Annotated in this window: 14 protein-coding genes and 1 pseudogene; 9 read left to right on the top strand and 6 right to left on the bottom strand. The window is 58.8% G+C overall.

Going from position 1 to position 15,539, the window contains the following annotated elements:
• Window positions 1–63 precede the first annotated feature (63 nt).
• The 4 genes from DXK93_RS08410 (at window position 64) to DXK93_RS08395 (ending at window position 4,070) form a co-directional block, all read left to right on the top strand.
• Window positions 64–2,427 carry a TonB-dependent receptor gene (locus tag DXK93_RS08410; protein WP_119449819.1) on the top strand — a complete coding sequence of 788 codons (2,364 nt, stop codon included), beginning with the start codon at window positions 64–66 and terminating at the stop codon, window positions 2,425–2,427.
• A gap of 157 nt (window positions 2,428–2,584) precedes the next feature.
• Window positions 2,585–3,121: a DUF4189 domain-containing protein gene (locus DXK93_RS08405; RefSeq protein WP_119449818.1), complete on the top strand. Its 537-nt coding sequence runs from the start codon at window positions 2,585–2,587 to the stop codon at window positions 3,119–3,121.
• A gap of 136 nt (window positions 3,122–3,257) precedes the next feature.
• Window positions 3,258–3,632, top strand: a complete 375-nt coding sequence (locus tag DXK93_RS08400) for a glutaredoxin (protein ID WP_013390852.1) — start codon at window positions 3,258–3,260, stop codon at window positions 3,630–3,632.
• Window positions 3,633–3,647: 15 nt separating this feature from the next.
• Entirely contained in the window at window positions 3,648–4,070 is a 423-nt protein-coding gene (locus tag DXK93_RS08395; RefSeq protein WP_119449926.1) for a hypothetical protein, read from the top strand.
• A gap of 11 nt (window positions 4,071–4,081) precedes the next feature.
• On the opposite strand, the gene DXK93_RS08390 is transcribed toward DXK93_RS08395, so the two are convergent.
• Complete coding sequence (locus tag DXK93_RS08390; RefSeq protein WP_119449817.1) at window positions 4,082–4,954, bottom strand: alpha/beta fold hydrolase; 873 nt, start codon at window positions 4,952–4,954, stop codon at window positions 4,082–4,084.
• Window positions 4,955–5,222: 268 nt separating this feature from the next.
• On the opposite strand from DXK93_RS08390, the gene DXK93_RS08385 reads away from it, so the two are divergent.
• The gene (locus DXK93_RS08385) at window positions 5,223–5,780 is read left to right on the top strand and encodes a sugar O-acetyltransferase (RefSeq protein ID WP_119449816.1); all 558 of its coding nucleotides are present in this window, start codon (window positions 5,223–5,225) and stop codon (window positions 5,778–5,780) included.
• A gap of 47 nt (window positions 5,781–5,827) precedes the next feature.
• Here DXK93_RS08385 and DXK93_RS32290 read toward each other — a convergent pair whose 3' ends face one another.
• From DXK93_RS32290 to DXK93_RS08370, 3 genes are all read right to left on the bottom strand, one after another.
• The gene (locus tag DXK93_RS32290) at window positions 5,828–6,034 is read right to left on the bottom strand and encodes a hypothetical protein (RefSeq protein ID WP_233564519.1); all 207 of its coding nucleotides are present in this window, start codon (window positions 6,032–6,034) and stop codon (window positions 5,828–5,830) included.
• A gap of 527 nt (window positions 6,035–6,561) precedes the next feature.
• Entirely contained in the window at window positions 6,562–7,260 is a 699-nt protein-coding gene (locus DXK93_RS08375; protein ID WP_147400228.1) for a hypothetical protein, read from the bottom strand.
• Window positions 7,257–7,883: a tyrosine-type recombinase/integrase gene (locus DXK93_RS08370; protein WP_119449813.1), complete on the bottom strand. Its 627-nt coding sequence runs from the start codon at window positions 7,881–7,883 to the stop codon at window positions 7,257–7,259. Before DXK93_RS08370 ends, DXK93_RS08375 begins: the two co-directional genes overlap by 4 nt.
• A gap of 522 nt (window positions 7,884–8,405) precedes the next feature.
• Here DXK93_RS08370 and DXK93_RS08365 point away from each other — a divergent pair.
• The 3 genes from DXK93_RS08365 (at window position 8,406) to DXK93_RS08355 (ending at window position 13,472) form a co-directional block, all read left to right on the top strand.
• A complete protein-coding gene (locus DXK93_RS08365) occupies window positions 8,406–10,667 on the top strand; it encodes an AAA family ATPase (protein WP_119449812.1) in 2,262 nt (753 codons plus the stop codon).
• Window positions 10,664–12,619: a UvrD-helicase domain-containing protein gene (locus DXK93_RS08360; protein WP_119449811.1), complete on the top strand. Its 1,956-nt coding sequence runs from the start codon at window positions 10,664–10,666 to the stop codon at window positions 12,617–12,619. The genes DXK93_RS08365 and DXK93_RS08360 overlap by 4 nt, the downstream gene beginning before the upstream one ends.
• A gap of 301 nt (window positions 12,620–12,920) precedes the next feature.
• Window positions 12,921–13,472, top strand: a complete 552-nt coding sequence (locus DXK93_RS08355; RefSeq protein ID WP_119449810.1) for an HNH endonuclease — start codon at window positions 12,921–12,923, stop codon at window positions 13,470–13,472.
• Between the two features lie 169 nt (window positions 13,473–13,641).
• Here the strand turns inward: DXK93_RS08355 and DXK93_RS08350 are convergent, their stop codons facing one another.
• Window positions 13,642–14,802 (bottom strand): IS30 family transposase, encoded by a 1,161-nt coding sequence (locus DXK93_RS08350; protein WP_119449809.1) that lies wholly within the window; start codon window positions 14,800–14,802, stop codon window positions 13,642–13,644.
• Between the two features lie 229 nt (window positions 14,803–15,031).
• Here DXK93_RS08350 and DXK93_RS32285 point away from each other — a divergent pair.
• Window positions 15,032–15,124: pseudogene (locus DXK93_RS32285) on the top strand (sugar O-acetyltransferase); the annotation flags it as partial.
• A 122-nt stretch (window positions 15,125–15,246) separates the two neighbouring features.
• On the opposite strand, the gene DXK93_RS32605 reads toward DXK93_RS32285, so the two are convergent.
• Window positions 15,247–15,528, bottom strand: a complete 282-nt coding sequence (locus DXK93_RS32605; protein ID WP_158598549.1) for a DUF4291 family protein — start codon at window positions 15,526–15,528, stop codon at window positions 15,247–15,249.
• Between the last annotated feature and the right edge of the window lie 11 nt (window positions 15,529–15,539).

Raw genomic sequence — 15,539 nt, 5'->3', positions numbered from 1 at the left:
GTTTTTTTGCCGGCGCCGATGCACATACATGGAACGCGTGCTCACGCATCCACGGAGTGTTCCATGCTTTCCCTCAGGTTTCCGGCTGCCTGCGTCATCGCAGCCGCCGCCAGCACCGCCCATGCCCAGGCGCTACGCCAGTATGATTTGCCCGCGGGCCAGCTGGATGTCGCGCTGACACAGATCGCGCGCATCGCGGGCGCGGTCATCTCGTTTCGCGCCGAACTGGTAGCAGGCAAATCCGCGCCGGCCATCTCCGGCCGGTTGACCGTCGACGAAGCCACCGCGCGCGCGCTGACCGGAAGCGGGCTGGAACTACGGCGCACACCGGACGGCAGCCTGACCGTGGCGCCATCAGGCACCACGACACTCTCGCCGGTAACCGTCGAGGCGGCCACGCTGGGCGTGACCGAGGGCACGCATTCATACACCACGCCGGTGATGGCCACGGCCACCAAGTTCGCGCTTTCGCCACGCGAAACGCCGCAATCGGTCAGCGTGGTGACCCGTCAGCAGATCGAGGACCGCGGCTTCCAGTCCCTGGACGATGTGGCCCGCGACACCACCGGCCTGACCACGCGCCAGATCGGCGGCGGCGAGCGCACGCAGTTCTTCTCACGCGGATTCGAGATCAGTTCGTTCCTGGCCGACGGCGTGCCGCTGGCCTACGACTACGACACCCAGGGCGTCGCAACGCTGGCCATGTACGATCACATCGAAGTGCTGCGCGGCGCGGCCGGCTTGATGACCGGCGCTGGCAATCCCTCGGGCACCATCAATCTGGTGCGCAAGCGCGCGACGGCGGTGCCGCAGTTTTCGGTGACCGCCAGCGCCGGCAGCTGGGACAACTATCGCGGCGAAGTCGACGGGTCGGGCGCCTTGAACGAAAGCGGCACCTTGCGCGCACGCGGCGTCGTGGCCTATCAGGACTCGGATACCTTCAAGAAAGCCTACGAGCATCAGCGCCAGCTCTATTACGGCACCATCGAAGCCGACCTCACGGCAAACACCACGCTCAGTATCGGCGGCTACTACAACCGCGAAGACAACCCCGGCGCGGATTGGAATGGCCTGCCGACCCGCCGCGATGGCAGCTTCTACGACTTCAATCGGTCGACCCGCCTGTCGCCGGATTGGGCCTATTGGAACAAGGAAAACACCAGCTTCTTCGCCGAACTCGATCATCGCTTCGACAACGGCTGGTCCGGCAAGCTTACCGCCCGCACGCTGCGCGCCAAGATGAACATGCTGGGCAGCTACCTCTATCCCCTGGAGAACTCGACGTTCTTCGGACAAGGCTTGGGCCAGTACAACTACGACAAGACCCAGTACAGCGTCGACGGCTACCTGAGCGGCCCGTTCACGCTGCTGGGGCGTACGCATGAACTGGTGCTGGGCGGCAGCTTCCTGAAGAACAAGGACGACGACGGTCCTGGCGGATGGCCGTTGGGCTATGACATGACGGTCGATCCCGAACACTGGGACTCCAGCGCCGTCGAAAAGCCCACGTTCGTCTACCCCTGGTCGCGCAAGGGATTCCAGCGCCAGATGAGCGGCTACGCCACCACGCGCCTGAGCCTCGCCGACCCGCTGACGCTGATGCTGGGCGCCAGGCTGGACTGGTATGAATACGACATGACGCTGAAGTCCGGCGACTACGTCAGCCCGCCCGCGGCCTACAAGGTCAACCACGAACTGACACCCTACGCGGGCCTGATCTACGACCTGGACCGCCACCATTCCGTCTACACCAGCTGGACCAGCGTGTTCCAGCCGCAAAACTACCAATCAGCCAGCGGCGCACCGCTGGATCCGGTCATCGGCACCAATCTGGAAGCGGGCATCAAGGGCGAGTATTTCGACGGCCGCCTCAACGCCAGCGCGGCGGTCTTCCAGATCCGCCAGCGCAACCGTCCAGTCGCCCTGACCACCTCCTCGTGCGGCCCAGGAGTGATCGAATGCTATGCGCCCTCCGGCAAGGTGGAAAGCCGAGGCGTCGAATTCGAAGTGGCAGGCGCAATCACGCCGGGCTGGCAGGTGTCGGCCGGCTATACCTACAACCAATCCAAGTATCTGGAGGATTCGGGCAACCTCCGGGCTGGCGCAGCGTATGACACGCAAACCCCGCGCCATCTGTTCAAGCTATCCACCATGTACACCCTGCCTGGCTCCTTGAATGCCTGGCGTGTGGGCGGGGCGATGCGCGTGCAAAGCGCGATCAGCTTGCCTGCCTACAACGTGCGCCAACCCGGCTACAGCATATGGGATGCCGTGGTGGCTTATCGGGCCAGCCCGAATCTGGATCTGCGGCTGAACGTCTACAACCTGTTCGACAAGTACTACTACCAAGCGATTGGCAGCAACCAGGACAACAACCACTTCGGCGCGCCGCGGTCGTTTTTGTTGACGGCGAAGTACACGTTTTAAGGTTGGGGCGTGGCTGGGAGAATCGTTCGTAGAAAGAATTTCGGACTACACTTTCCGGGGCAATTTCACAGCCTGACACCTTGCCTCGGACTCTCTGCCTGCCCGGCCTTGACCCACGGCATCCGGCTTGAAGAACACGACAACTGCGAGACGACACATGCGTGCTTTAAAAGCGGCTTTCCTGCTGGCGATACTGTACCTCGGCGTCGCTGTCTCGGCGCAGGCCGAACAAGGTTGCCCGGACGGCTTTATGCCCAACGCCGCCGGCACGCCGGGCCAGCAGTGCGTGCCGATCCCAGGCCTGTCGCGGCCACAAGGCGGCACCGGCGCGCAAACCGCGCCTGACCAACCGCGCTGGACCACCCGCTGGGGCGCAATCGCATACGACCCGCCCTCGGGCTCCGTCGGCATCGCCGCCGACAAGACCAGCAAGGTCAAGGCCGAACAGGCCGCGCTGGAGCATTGCGCGTCCAAGGGCGGCAAGGGTTGCAAGACCAACATCACCTACTACAACCAATGCGTGGCGGTGGTGTACGGCCCTTCCCCCAAAGGCGAGGGCGTCTTGATGAATTCCGCCAGCGCCGAGACCAAGGAACAGGCAGAAGCATTGGGCATGGAAACCTGCAATAAAGCCACGCAGACCTCCTGCAAGACCTTCTATACGGGCTGCAGCTACCCGGTGCGGTTTCAATAACGCGCGGGCTTCAACTACCGACCCATGACGTGACACGGGATGACCACGGGCCTGCGCAGCTGACGGCACTCGCGATACTGAAACACGCTGCACAGAGTAGACTGGCCGCCTGTCCATCTGTATCGAGTCCTACTCCATGCTAGTCAAAGCCCTACGTGTCGGCCTGGGTCAAATCATCGTGCTGGGCGACGCGCTCACGCGGCCCCGCCCGCAACAGCGCTCCGCGCAAGGCCAGGCCACGGTCAACACCGAAGCGGCCAAGCTGTCGCTCTACCAATTCCACGCCTGCCCGTTCTGCGTGAAGACGCGGCGCGCCATCCACAAGCTCAACGCGCCCATCGCGCTGCGCGACGCCAAGGGCGATCCCGAAGCGCGCGCGCAACTGCAGGCAGGCGGCGGCAAGGTGAAGGTGCCCTGCCTGCGCATCGACGACGCCGCGGGCACGCGCTGGATGTACGAGTCCAGCGACATCATCGCCTACCTCGAACAACGCTTCGCCAACGTAGCCTGACAAGGGTTCATGGGCATGATGCGCCTGGCTCGCCTGTTCCTCATCGCCTTGGCCACCGCGAGCACGCTGGCCGGCTGCGATGCCGCGCTGGAGCCCGCGCCGCCCGGGTCGAAACTCAACGCTGAAGCCATCGCCACGCGCGACACGCCTCCGGAGCATCAGTTCAAGGGCGTGCTGGCCGGGAAGCCCGTGCATCTGCTGATGCATAAATGCAAGGTGTACATGGTCGAGCCGGCCGAAGGTGAAAACCTGAAGTGGACGCTGGTGCTGGAAGGCGACCTGTATCCGCTGCCGACCAGCTGCATCCGTCAATCGCTGACCGAGAGCAAGGGCGTGGTGACCGCGTTCATCGGGCGGCAGGCGTTTGGGGCGGGCGGGTGTTGCACGGGGACGCCGGAGTATCGATCCAGGGATGGGGTGAATTGGAAGCCGCGCTGAGCGCAGCGATATCATGCCGCCAGCACCCTTTGCAGAAATCCCCGCATCAGCACAGCCACCTCATCCAGATGCGTCTCCAACAACCAATGGCCGCCACCCTCCAACAGGTGAAGCTCAGCATCCGGCAAATCCCGCAGATAGGCACGGGCGGAAGCTTCCGGCATGTAGTGATCCTGCGGCCCCCAGACAATCAGCGTAGCCGGCTGGTGATCCCTTAGATACCGCCGGTGCTCCGCAAACCACGCGCGGTTTTGCTTCAGGCCCGCAATCAAATCGATAGCGACCTCCTTGCGGCGCGGCGTCATCAGCGACCAATGCAGTTTCCATAGATCCGGCGAAATGCGGTCGACAACTTCCGGCCCGACATGGTTCAGGAATTCCTCCTGGAAGCTTGCTTCAGTAATGCTGTCGCCTATGGCGTGGCGCATCTCCGCGGGCGACAACGCCCAGGTGGCTTCGATGTCCGCATATTTGGGCCCCAAGGCATCCTCGTAGGGAACGTCGCCATTCTGGATGATCAGCGCCGTCACCCGATGAGGCGCACGGATCGCCAGCCGCGCCCCGATGGGCGAGCCGAAGTCGTGCAGGTAGAGCGCATAGCGGTCCAGGCCCAGCGCCAGGACAAAGCGATCCAGAAAGGCCGCATAGCCGTCGAAGCTGTAATCGAAGTCCTCGGGCGTGGCGCTGTAGCCGGCGCCGGGATAGTCGGGCGCGATCAGGCGCCAGCGATCGGCCAGGCGAGGCATCAGGTTGCGGAACTCGTAGGAAGAACAGGGGTAGCCGTGAGGTAGCAGGAGGGCAGGCGCATCGGAAGGGCCTGCGATGCGGTAGAAGGTGTCGATGTTGTCGACCGGGATGCGGCGGTGCTCGACAGTGGTGGTCATGTGAGGCTCCTTAGGTTGCGGACGGCGAGTGGGTGTAAATGGCCGCCACTCGTCAGCAATCACAGTGCCTGGGCATGGTTCGCCCCAGGGGAAATGCCCCGATGCAATCGCACCGGCGCCGCGCGTGACGCCGTAAGCGCCTCTGCCCACTTTTGGCTTTCCGGAATTTGGGAAAATCGTCGGGGAAGAAGACATCAGGCTACGATTTCGCAACATGCGGTTGGTCAGCCAACCTCCCGTTACGCCGTACCCCAAAGGAAAGCCGCAGATGGCAAATGACGACCGCAGCCTGATCATTCCCAGAAGAACGCCCGAATCAGCGACCATGACGGCCAACATCAAACGCGCGATGACGATCACCGCCGCCCTCAACCGTCTGACCTTCAACGACACTGCGGAAGTCCGCGCCTTGTTCAGCGAACTGATCGGCAAGACGGTCGATGAGAGCTTCCTGTTGATCCCACCGTTCTATACGACCGGAGGTCCCGACATCAGCGTCGGGCGCAACGTCTTCGTCAATCAGAACTGCACTTTCTATGACCTGGGCGGGCTGAGCATTGCCGATGATGTGATGATTGGGCCGAACGTCAGCCTCATTACGTCTGGCCATCCGATCGAACCTTCGCGGCGTCGCGACTTCGTCACTGCGAAGCCGATTGTGATCGAGAGGAATGTCTGGATCGCGGCGGGTGCGACCGTTATTGGTGGCGTGACTGTGGGCGAGAACTCGGTGGTCGCGGCGGGTTCGGTGGTCACCAAAGATGTGCCTGCGAATACGCTGGTGGGTGGGAATCCGGCCAGGGTGATTCGGTCGATTGCTGAGTAGGGCGCGCGCGCGAGCGCGAGCGCCGCGCCTCTGGTTGCTTAGTTTGGCTACTGGATCGACGACGGTGCGCCGTGCGTGACGTCGCCGAGACCTGCATCCACTTCGCAAAAGCGCGCCTGCGCCAGCATGGCATCGGTCAAGGTGCCCAGGTGATCGCACAGGCCTTCCACTCCACCCATCAACGCCACTACCGTCCAGGCGTCCAACGGCTGACCGCCGGTTGCGTCGGGTTCGGATGCACTGTTGCCGACCATGCGGGCGATGGCCTCGATGGCGTGGCGGGCTCGGTCTATGTGGTGGAGATGGGAGAGGGGGACTGGGCCGAGTTCGGGGTCGGATTCGACGGACCAGGGGTTTTGGGTGAGGGGGTGGGGTTGCATGACAGGCTCCAAAGACAAGTTAGGCCTGCTCCCCACTTCCAAATGGGGTGGGCGGGCACATGGCAAGGTTGGAAGACCGGCGTCTTTGGAAACCGGCGTGCGCGAACGCACCCTCGTCAAGGCCCGCCCATAGGGACGTGCAGAGACGTTCGGACGTGAAAATGCCGCCTGAGCGGCGGCTGTCCGCCAAAGACATTACCGGCTTCCAAACCGGGCTACCTGTGGTGCGGTAGTGGGGGGAGTATACGGGAAGGGGAAACGCGATTTGGGCTTGTGGGACAAGTTTGCTACAGGAAGGCGATACTCATAGCGAGGCAGAATGTCCGCTTTACGTCCCATAGCAGACATCCTAACGTTTTTCAATGAGCGGCCTAGGGAAGCGCTAGGCTGCAGTGGACGGGTTAACCCGAACCAAGTAGGACGATTTTTCCAAGTTCTTCACCGACTTTGTCCAAATGCTTATTAATCGCAAGGACAGAAAAGCCTTGCGCGCCTTCAAGCGCCAACTCGAATGCGTCCAGTTCTTCAAATGGAATGGCCAACGTCATAAAGTGCTTTACCTCGAAGCGATCATCCTGCTCCTTCACGCCCACGTTAGCGTGAACGAGATCACTGTCGCCATTATGAGCAACCAAGGTGTTTCTGATGTTGAGGATGCGCTTGTGCGCAACTAGCGCCTCACCGGCTGAGCTGAAGACTCTTTTCCCATCAAGCGTTACCCGACCGTTCCCAGCGCTCGAAAAGCACTTGCTGTACTGGAGAATGAACGCAGAAAACAGCGCCAGTTTGTGATACGCGTCTTGTAGATTGCCTTTGACTGATTTGCAAGCTTTGAGCTCGTCAAGGTAGTACCTCGCGCTAGCGAGTTGAAAAAGAACCCCGTGCCATTGCTTTAGCCGTGCGAATCGAGCGTCGTCTAGGCAATAGTCGTCATTTTTCAAGGCGGAGTAATGTGGATCGAGAATTTCTTCGTTCATGAAGTCCGATGGTTTTAGAATAAAAACGATCATATCGCGGCATTTGGCCGCAAGCTGACGATCATGACGTTCAACGACCGCTTCTGGCCGGCAAGCGACCGCTCGCCGGCCGGGATGCATCAAACCTCGGTTTGCTCTGCCATCTCAAGAGCATCGTCGACCTCGATGCCGAGATAGCGAACTGTGCTTTCCAGCTTCGTATGCCCGAGCAGCAACTGTACCGCCCGAAGATTCTTCGTCCGGCGGTAGATCAGCGAGGCTTTAGTACGGCGCATAGTGTGGGTGCCATAGGCGGTATCGTCGAGGCCAATCGATGCGCCCCAGCGATGCACAATCCGGGCGTACTGCCGCGTCGAAAGATGCGGCGACGTATGCAAACGGCTCGGAAACAGATAATGCGCCGCCTTTAGCCTCCGCGCCTCGATCCATGCTTCAACGCTCTCACGGGTTTGCTCCGTGATCTCGAATTGCACCGGACGCTGGGTTTTTTGTTGCATGACGGTGGCTCTCGCGGCCACGTGGCTTCCGTGACGGATGTCCTGCACCTGCAATCGCGTGAGATCGCACGCTTGAAGCTTGCTATCGATTGCGAGATTGAACATTGCGAGTTCCCGGCCGTTCGACGCCATCTGGAGTCTCGTTCGGATTGCCCAAATTTCTCCTAGCTTTAGAGGTGGCTTCTGCCCGGTGAGTTTGCCCTTGTTCCATGGCACACGACGGCCAACGGTGACATTCGCGGATTCCATGACAATCTCCTTTCGCGTAAAGGGAGATTCAGTGTGCTCCTACGGAGGGTCGCTATCGACGCGGAGCGGTCACGCTATGTCCGCTTAGAAATGTCTGCTAAGGGGCGTTTTCCTTCGTACCCCCTCCAGCACGTTACAAAGCGCTCCGGGATGCGGGATCTGACAGCCAAGTGGCGATCAAAATTCCGCTCAGCCAACCGCGACTGCAATCAGCGAAGCTCTTCAACGGACTTTCCTGTCAGATCGACCAGCCATTTCTAAGGTGAGCACCATCAGCGCATGCCTGCTGCAGCCCTAAGAAAATGTGATACAACTTCTAACATAATCTCTTACAGCCACTCGACGAGCGTTGTTGTGTCACGTGGATTTCATCCGGTACGCGGCAGCGAGGGCTTTTGGTGGTCTTAAGGGGGCTGCTCCAAAGAGAGAGTGATCTCTCACACTATCAATTCAACGCCTTTCGGCGCTCCAGCGGCAGTACCGGGGCCAGCTCCGGAAATACCAGTTGAGGTAGCAATCGATATGTCATCCCCGATCCGTCTAGCCTGTGTCGAGGTCTGCAACTTCCGACGCCTTGCATGCACCCGGCTTGATCTTGATGAAGGAACTACGATTCTGGTTGGTGCGAACAACAGCGGCAAGACGTCGCTGCTGACCGTGCTACGAAATTTTCTTGGAGACTCGCCCGGCTTTCGCCCGTATGACCTAAGCCTTTCCCAATGGGCTAAGTTACGTGAGCTAAGCAAGGTTTGGGAGGATCTCGGTGAAGATCCGACTACCGACACCAAGGACGCCGAAGAGTGGGAGGTTCAGTTACGAACCCTGCTGGACTGCATGCCATTCGCCGATTTGTGGTTCAACGCGGAAGAGGGAGCCTACAGCTATGTAGCGTCTTACATCACCACGTTGAAGTGGGAGGGCGGTCCTGTTGGCGTGCGAGTCCGAGTCGAGCCCGTTTCTAACACCGATGATTTGAGAAAGCTGGCGTGGGCCTACCGCGAGGCTCGACTCCCGGTAAAGGGCCTTCCGCAGGAGGGGCATGCTTGGCCGGTCGATATCATCGACTATTGGCTGAGAAACCCATCAGATTTGCGCCGCATCGCTTCGTATCGCCTTGACCCCCAAAAGGGACCACTGGCACCTACGGCAGCCGAGCTCCCGCAGACCCTACCGGGGAGCCCTTCTCCCGTAGACCTGAGTCACCTGCGGAAATTGGTTCGCGTCGACTTCGTCTCAGCCCAGCGCGGGCTCGGATCTGAGGAGGACGAAGCTCGGACTGAGTCACCAAGCTCGCGGCCGGGCATGTTCTCAAGTCAATTGCTCAAGTTCGCCCGGCAGCATCTGAATGTCTCCACCAGCGCTCCGGTACATGGTGAGGCTCTCGTGACCGCTATTGCGAACGCACAGGCCGACCTTGACGAATTGATTTACAAGGCACTCAAGCCGGCCATGGAGGATGTTGAGGTTCTGGGATACCCTGGTCTGCACGACCCCCAACAGTTCCACTTTCGAACTCGAATTCAGACCGCAGACCTTTTAGCTCATAGCACCGCAGTCCAATATCGAATCGATAAGACGGCTGTCAATGAGTCCTTGCCGGAACATTCCATTGGTCTGGGTTATCAAAATCTTCAGTCCTTGAGCTTTATGCTCGTGTCATTCAGAACTGCGCGTCTGAATCCCTCACAAGGAGCGCCAGCCGCCGTGCATCTTGTATTGGTCGAGGAGCCAGAAGCCCATCTGCACGTGCAGGTCCAAAGGAACTTCTCATCTAATGCGCTCGGCCTCATTCGGCCTAAGGAAGAAATCCATTCCAAACTGCGTAGCCAGTTGCTAATCAGCACACATTCCAGTCATCTGGCCCACGGTGACAGTTTTACCCGCCTTCGGTATGTGAAGAGGTTGGCGGGCAAATTGGAAGGCGCAAAACCAAGCACTGAAGTCGTGAATCTGGGGGATGCCTTCGGCAACGACGTAGAGACTCGTACCTTTGCCGAACGATATTTCCAAGTCCAGCACACCGATCTATTATTCGCAGATGCTGCCGTTTTCGTCGAGGGGACTGCTGAGCGAATGCTCATACCGCTCTTCATAGAACGAGACTTTCCGAAGCTCGCTAAGAAGTATGTGTCTTTCGTCGACATTGGAGGCAGTCACGCGCACCGGCTCAGGCCTCTCATCGAGCGCCTTGGCATCCCAACCGCGGTCATTACCGACCTGGATCCGGTCATTCCAACTAAGTCTGAAAGCGGGAAGATAGTGCGGTCCGCTGTGCATATCGCCGGGCAAGCTGACCTGGAGTGCGGCAATGACACGTTGACGTCGTGGCATCCAAAGCTGGTTAAATTCGAAGGGTACGGAAGGCCCGCGCCAGCAGAGCTTGAGTGGATATCTCCGGCCGGCGTGAAAGTTCGGTTCGCTTGGCAACTGCCGGTCGCTGCGGCCAGCGCACAATGGCCAAGCTCGTTCGAAGATGCGCTCGTATTGTCGAATATCGACTGGTTCAAGAAGCTTGACGAAGAGGTTGACGAAAAGGGCAATAAAAGAAGGCACCGTGGTGCACTGGGCAAGGTGATTGACCTCGTGCGGCACCATCCCGATCATGTGGAGCTTGTAGAGGTGCTGCACAAACTGATGCACGGTAGTTTCAGTAAAGGTGACTTCGCAGCCACGATTTTTGAGAGGCTCAATGCTGGCGCTGCGCTGGACTGCCCAGGGTACATCAAGGACGCCCTTGCCTGGCTAAGCACTGAGCTGAAAGTCAACGCTGGTGAAACTCCATGAATGTACAAGTCCAATCCGAAGGCAATGACCGCGATGCTCATGTCGTGGAGGAAATCTGCGGATATGTCACTGCCCCGCTACCACGAAGCTTCTTCCTCTTTGCTGGTGCGGGTTCAGGAAAAACGCGTACGCTCGTTGAGGTCCTTCGACGAATCACCGGCGTGATTAAACATGAAGCTGGTGGGGAATACTCCAAGCGTCTTCACAGCCGAGGCCAGGCCGTTCGGGTGATCACATACACAAAAAATGCAACCGACATCGTTACCGGTAGGTTGGGGAATAACGACTTAACAGTTGTATCGACAATCCACGCGTTTTGCTGGGAACTCATCCAAGGGTTTGATGCAGATATTCGAGAGGCACTGCTTGCACTCAAAGATGAGGAGCTGGAAGCCGCGAAGCAGGTGGCCTCAAACAAGAAGAATGGAGAGACTGATACAGACCGCAGGAAGTATGCCGAAATTGCGATTGAAGCCGATGAGATACGTGCCGTTGAGAGGTTTCTCTATCACCCTGACCGCAACACGTATGGCCCCGGAGCTCTAGCGCATGCGACCGTCCTCGCCGCTGCCGCTTGGCTTGTCAGCAGCAGGCCAACTCTCCAACGCATCCTGGAGGAGCGGTACCCCTTGGTGCTAATAGACGAGTCGCAGGACACCATGAAGGGCATCCTCGATGCCCTTTTGAACTTGGAGGCCGCGCGGCCGGGCGAGTTCACCCTTGGACTGCTTGGGGACCATCGTCAGCGCATTTATCCGGACGGCCATCGTGATTTGCCTGCACAAGTCCCAACGAACTGGGCGTTTCCTGCGCTGCAGATGAATCATCGAAGTCAGAGGCGGATTGTGGACCTAATCAACGCGATTTGGCTAGCCGACATCGCCGGTCGCACGCAGCCCAAATCGGGTTTTTCTCAACACCCGCGAGAAGAGAAGTCGGCTGGTACTGTTCGCATCTTCATTGGCGATGCCGCATTGGCTACCGCGGACAAGGTTGAGCGTGAACGTCAATGCGCAGCGGTTATGGCAAAGGCGACCGGGATCGATGCGTGGGCCGATGAGACGCGGAAGTTCAAGACATTGGCACTTGAACACAAGTTGGCAGCGAAACGCGGAAGCTTCTTTGATGCGTACTTCGCCATGGACCTCTTGGACGAAGACGCGGCTGCTCCAAAGAGTAACGGTGAACCGACGGGACCGGCCATGGTGCGGCCTTTGCTCGGATCAATCTTCGACCTCGCGACCTGCTTTGATCCGGCCGGTGATTTGGACGAGTTCGCGGCGATGGACGTGTTGCGAGCGGCGAAGGCGTTTGCACATCTTCCTGAGGATGTCGAAGAGCGGCGGATACAACTCGCAAAAATACACGAGGCTGTGACGGCCTTCGGTGCTGCGATCCAAAATCCTAGCGCCACCGTTCGAGAGGTTTTGACTCCTCTTTTGAGCGCGCGGATCTTTGATACAGACCCACGCCTTGTTGCGGCCTTTACCGATGACTCTCCGCCTCCAGCTCCGCCAAAAGTAGCTAGCAAGGAGGATAGGAATGACAGGTTGAAACGAGGCTGGAGTCATCTCTTTCAGACCCCTTGGCCGCAGATTGCACGCTACCGAGACTACTTGCACGGAGAAGCGGAACTCGCAACGCACCAAGTTGTGAAGGGCTCGGAGTTCCCACACGTGATGGTGGTTATGGACGACTATGAAGCGCGGGGCTTCCTTTTCTCATACGACAAAGTGTTCGGGGGTGAGCCGCTCTCCAAGACGGACAACGAGAACATCGCGGCGGGTAAAGAAACCACCGTCGACCGTACCTTGCGATTGTTGTACGTCACCTGCAGCAGAGCCGAGGAAAGCCTCGCACTGGTGTTATGGGCCGGAAATCGCACTGCCGCCGCCGAAGCAATCAAAGCGACGGGCTGGTTTCAAGAAGCAGAGATTTCCCTATTGGACTGACTAGGTGCCACATCTCGGCAAGACCGGCGATTCGCGATACATAGGTCGAGCGGCTGCTCTCTGTCTGCAGCTGTCACTTGGAGGTGCAGGGAGCGCCGACCGCTCCTGGCCGTAAGCGCCTACTGTAGCCACAGTATGCTTTGCGTGACACATGGATCTTCAAACGTCGAAAGTCCTCTTGGTCGCACGTGACGGTGGGTACTAAGCGTGTTGTCCACCTAGAGACTATCGGCGGGGCTGTTCGCGCCGTCATTACTATCGCAGACATCGTCATAGCCTAGGTATTCCCGAAGGAGCCCCCATGGAAGCCATCCTCGGCATTGTGGCACTCATAGGTCTTTACTTGCTCTGGCAGTTCCTCGTTGACATGTGGAACGAGTGGAGCGGCGCCTACGGCCGCTGGCGCCGCGGCGAGCCCCTCCGCTTAAGCGAGCTACTCGCAGTCAACCGGAAGACCGAATGCGAGAGGCTCGAGCGTCGCAAGGTCGAGCTCCGTCAGCAGCATGACCGAAACCCACATCTCATCCTTGATGCGGCGTTCTGCCGAGAGTTCGAAAGCCTGGGCATCGGAACTGACATCTATCGTGAGGTCATCGCGTCATCAGACCACCACTGCGCTGCCTGCAGTCGGAAGTTCTCCCTAAGCCGGCGCAAGCCTCTGCTACATGTCGACCACATACGGCCTCGGAAGCTATACCCATACCTTCTCTACGTGCGCTCCAATCTCCAAGTCCTCTGCCGGTCCTGTAATTCGCACAAGTCCGCGTACGACGGCGACGATTGGCGCGACGTCGTCGCTACTCGCCGTCGCGCCACGAACAGGAAACGCAGGGCTGCTCGCGACAGGTCGTGATGTGAATGCATAAGGATTGCACCTTGTGACCGAGAAGGCTCCGAACAGAGCCACAAGATTCTCAGAGTAGCGAGCATGACTGAACTAGCGGCCGTACGGCACTTGGCTGCCGACGGAGCAATAAACATTCGCAAAGCAGCTCTTCCAATGACCGGAAATGGCTGTGGATTCAACCGGTCGTTGCAACAGCTTGGTTAAATCGCTCGGCCGGCGTTTCGTAGCCCAGAGTCTTTCGCGGACGCTCGTTCAAGCATCTAGCAATAGCATCTAGTCTGTTCTGCGAGTAGTCGCTGAGGTCGAGGCCCTTTGGCAGATATTGCCTGAGGAGGCCATTGGTATTTTCGTTGGTTCCACGCTGCCAGGGACTCTGTGGATCACAAAAGAACACTTGTATATCTGTGGCTAGAGTGAACCGGCTATGCGCAGCCATTTCCTTTCCTCGGTCCCACGTCAGAGATTTGTATAGCTCATGAGGCAACCTCCGAGCATGCCTGATCAGCGCATTGACGACCGTTTCGGTGTCCTTCGCTGCCACCTTGATCAGCATGAGGTAGCGCGTCTGCCTTTCGACCAGCGTGGCGATCTGACTATTACAACTTCCGAAGAGCAGGTCGCCTTCCCAGTGGCCTGGTACGGCTCGATCCTCCGCTGAGGCCGGGCGCTCGCTTATCGAGATCGCATCCACGATCCGCCCGTGGTCATCCGTCTTTTGCGTATGGTGGCGAGATCGGCGCATGGCTCGGGTACGTCGCAAATGCGCTACGAGCTCCTTTTTCAAGGCTCCGCGCGCTTGGATAAAGAGTGTTCGATAAATGGTCTCGTGCGACACTTGGCAGGCCTCGTCCCCGCAGTAGGCGCGTTTCAGCCAACCGGCGATTGGCTCTGGCGACCATTGCAAAGCCAACTTCTCCGCCACTAACTGCGCCAAACGCCAATTGTCTGCCAGTTTGCAGGGCTTTGGGCGACGCGCCCTGTCCCACGTCGCCTGATCGGCCTGGCTGGCGCGGTATTCCGACTGCCCTCCATTGCGCTTGATCTCTCTGCTGATTGTTGAGGGCGCACGCCTGAGCCCTATGGCAATGGAGCGAATCGATTGACCGCGGACCAGGCCCCGAGAAATTTCTTCCCGCTCTGCCAAAGACAACGCTAGGCAAGATCGACAGCGCGGCGCGGGTTGAATACCGCCCGTCTCAGCAAGAATCCTCTGAATTGACGAATGATTTCGGTCAAATAGTTGAGCAATCTGCTGAAGCGAGTCACCCTTTCGCCAGTGCTCCCACATCACGAGCTTCTGACTTTCGGTGTAGTAGATTCGAGGTCTCTGCTTCATTTGCAACACCTCTTCTGCTTGCGCAGCCTCTAGTGTGTTGCAACGACCGGTTGAATGCACAGCCGAAAGCTGCCATTAGCGATCGCTGGCGTGTCTCGTAGGCTCCGGCCAAAAACTTACCGAATTCGCGGAGATCTCCTAGCGGGCGCCAATAAAGCAGACAGGCCGTTAATATTGATCTCAGGCCGCAATTTCGATTTTTCACATCGTGATCGAGAGGGATGTCTGAATCCCGGCGGGTTCGGTTGTCACCAAGGATGTGCCCGCGAACACGCTGGTGGGCGGAAATCCGGCCAGGGTGATTCGGTCGGTTGCTGAATAAGGCGGGCGCGTAAGCGCCGCACCCGCAGAAATCTAGCAGATCGATCCCCTCTAACACGGGTGGATATACGACTGCTCCTCCGGGATAACCAAACTACTGAAATCCCCTGAGGCATATTCGCGCTACTCCGCCACGAATTCCGTGATGTCCTGGATGGACACGACTTCCAGCTGCGCATACCGTTTCAACATTTCACCTCGCAGTCCCAATTGAATTGCGCGGCGTTCGACCACATCGCAGGTCGGATCATGATCAGGATCCCACTGCAGCCGAACCTCGGACTGCTCCACACGAGCGCGCCATTCTTGCTGGGTCGCATATCCCGAGGCGGCAAAGCTGTAGCGAAATTGTAGTCTGACACCATTATCTCGGCTATTTACCTCAAAGGAATTGCAGCTTGACACCTTTTTTATTT

Source organism: Achromobacter sp. K91 (genome assembly GCF_003576205.1).
GTDB classification, from domain to species: domain Bacteria; phylum Pseudomonadota; class Gammaproteobacteria; order Burkholderiales; family Burkholderiaceae_B; genus Achromobacter; species Achromobacter aegrifaciens.
Note: the sequence above shows the minus strand (reverse complement) of the source record. Positions and strands in the feature narration are given on the sequence as shown.

Coding starts and splice junctions, on each gene's coding strand:
- DXK93_RS08400 (WP_013390852.1), top strand. CDS start 3,258: ATGCTAGTCAAAGCCCTACGTGTCGGCCTGGGTCAAATCATCGTGCTG.
- DXK93_RS08360 (WP_119449811.1), top strand. CDS start 10,664: ATGAATGTACAAGTCCAATCCGAAGGCAATGACCGCGATGCTCATGTC.
- DXK93_RS08390 (WP_119449817.1), bottom strand. CDS start 4,954: ATGACCACCACTGTCGAGCACCGCCGCATCCCGGTCGACAACATCGAC.
- DXK93_RS08395 (WP_119449926.1), top strand. CDS start 3,648: ATGATGCGCCTGGCTCGCCTGTTCCTCATCGCCTTGGCCACCGCGAGC.
- DXK93_RS08365 (WP_119449812.1), top strand. CDS start 8,406: ATGTCATCCCCGATCCGTCTAGCCTGTGTCGAGGTCTGCAACTTCCGA.
- DXK93_RS08385 (WP_119449816.1), top strand. CDS start 5,223: ATGGCAAATGACGACCGCAGCCTGATCATTCCCAGAAGAACGCCCGAA.
- DXK93_RS08370 (WP_119449813.1), bottom strand. CDS start 7,883: ATGGAATCCGCGAATGTCACCGTTGGCCGTCGTGTGCCATGGAACAAG.
- DXK93_RS32290 (WP_233564519.1), bottom strand. CDS start 6,034: ATGGTCGGCAACAGTGCATCCGAACCCGACGCAACCGGCGGTCAGCCG.
- DXK93_RS08350 (WP_119449809.1), bottom strand. CDS start 14,802: ATGAAGCAGAGACCTCGAATCTACTACACCGAAAGTCAGAAGCTCGTG.
- DXK93_RS08355 (WP_119449810.1), top strand. CDS start 12,921: ATGGAAGCCATCCTCGGCATTGTGGCACTCATAGGTCTTTACTTGCTC.
- DXK93_RS08410 (WP_119449819.1), top strand. CDS start 64: ATGCTTTCCCTCAGGTTTCCGGCTGCCTGCGTCATCGCAGCCGCCGCC.
- DXK93_RS08405 (WP_119449818.1), top strand. CDS start 2,585: ATGCGTGCTTTAAAAGCGGCTTTCCTGCTGGCGATACTGTACCTCGGC.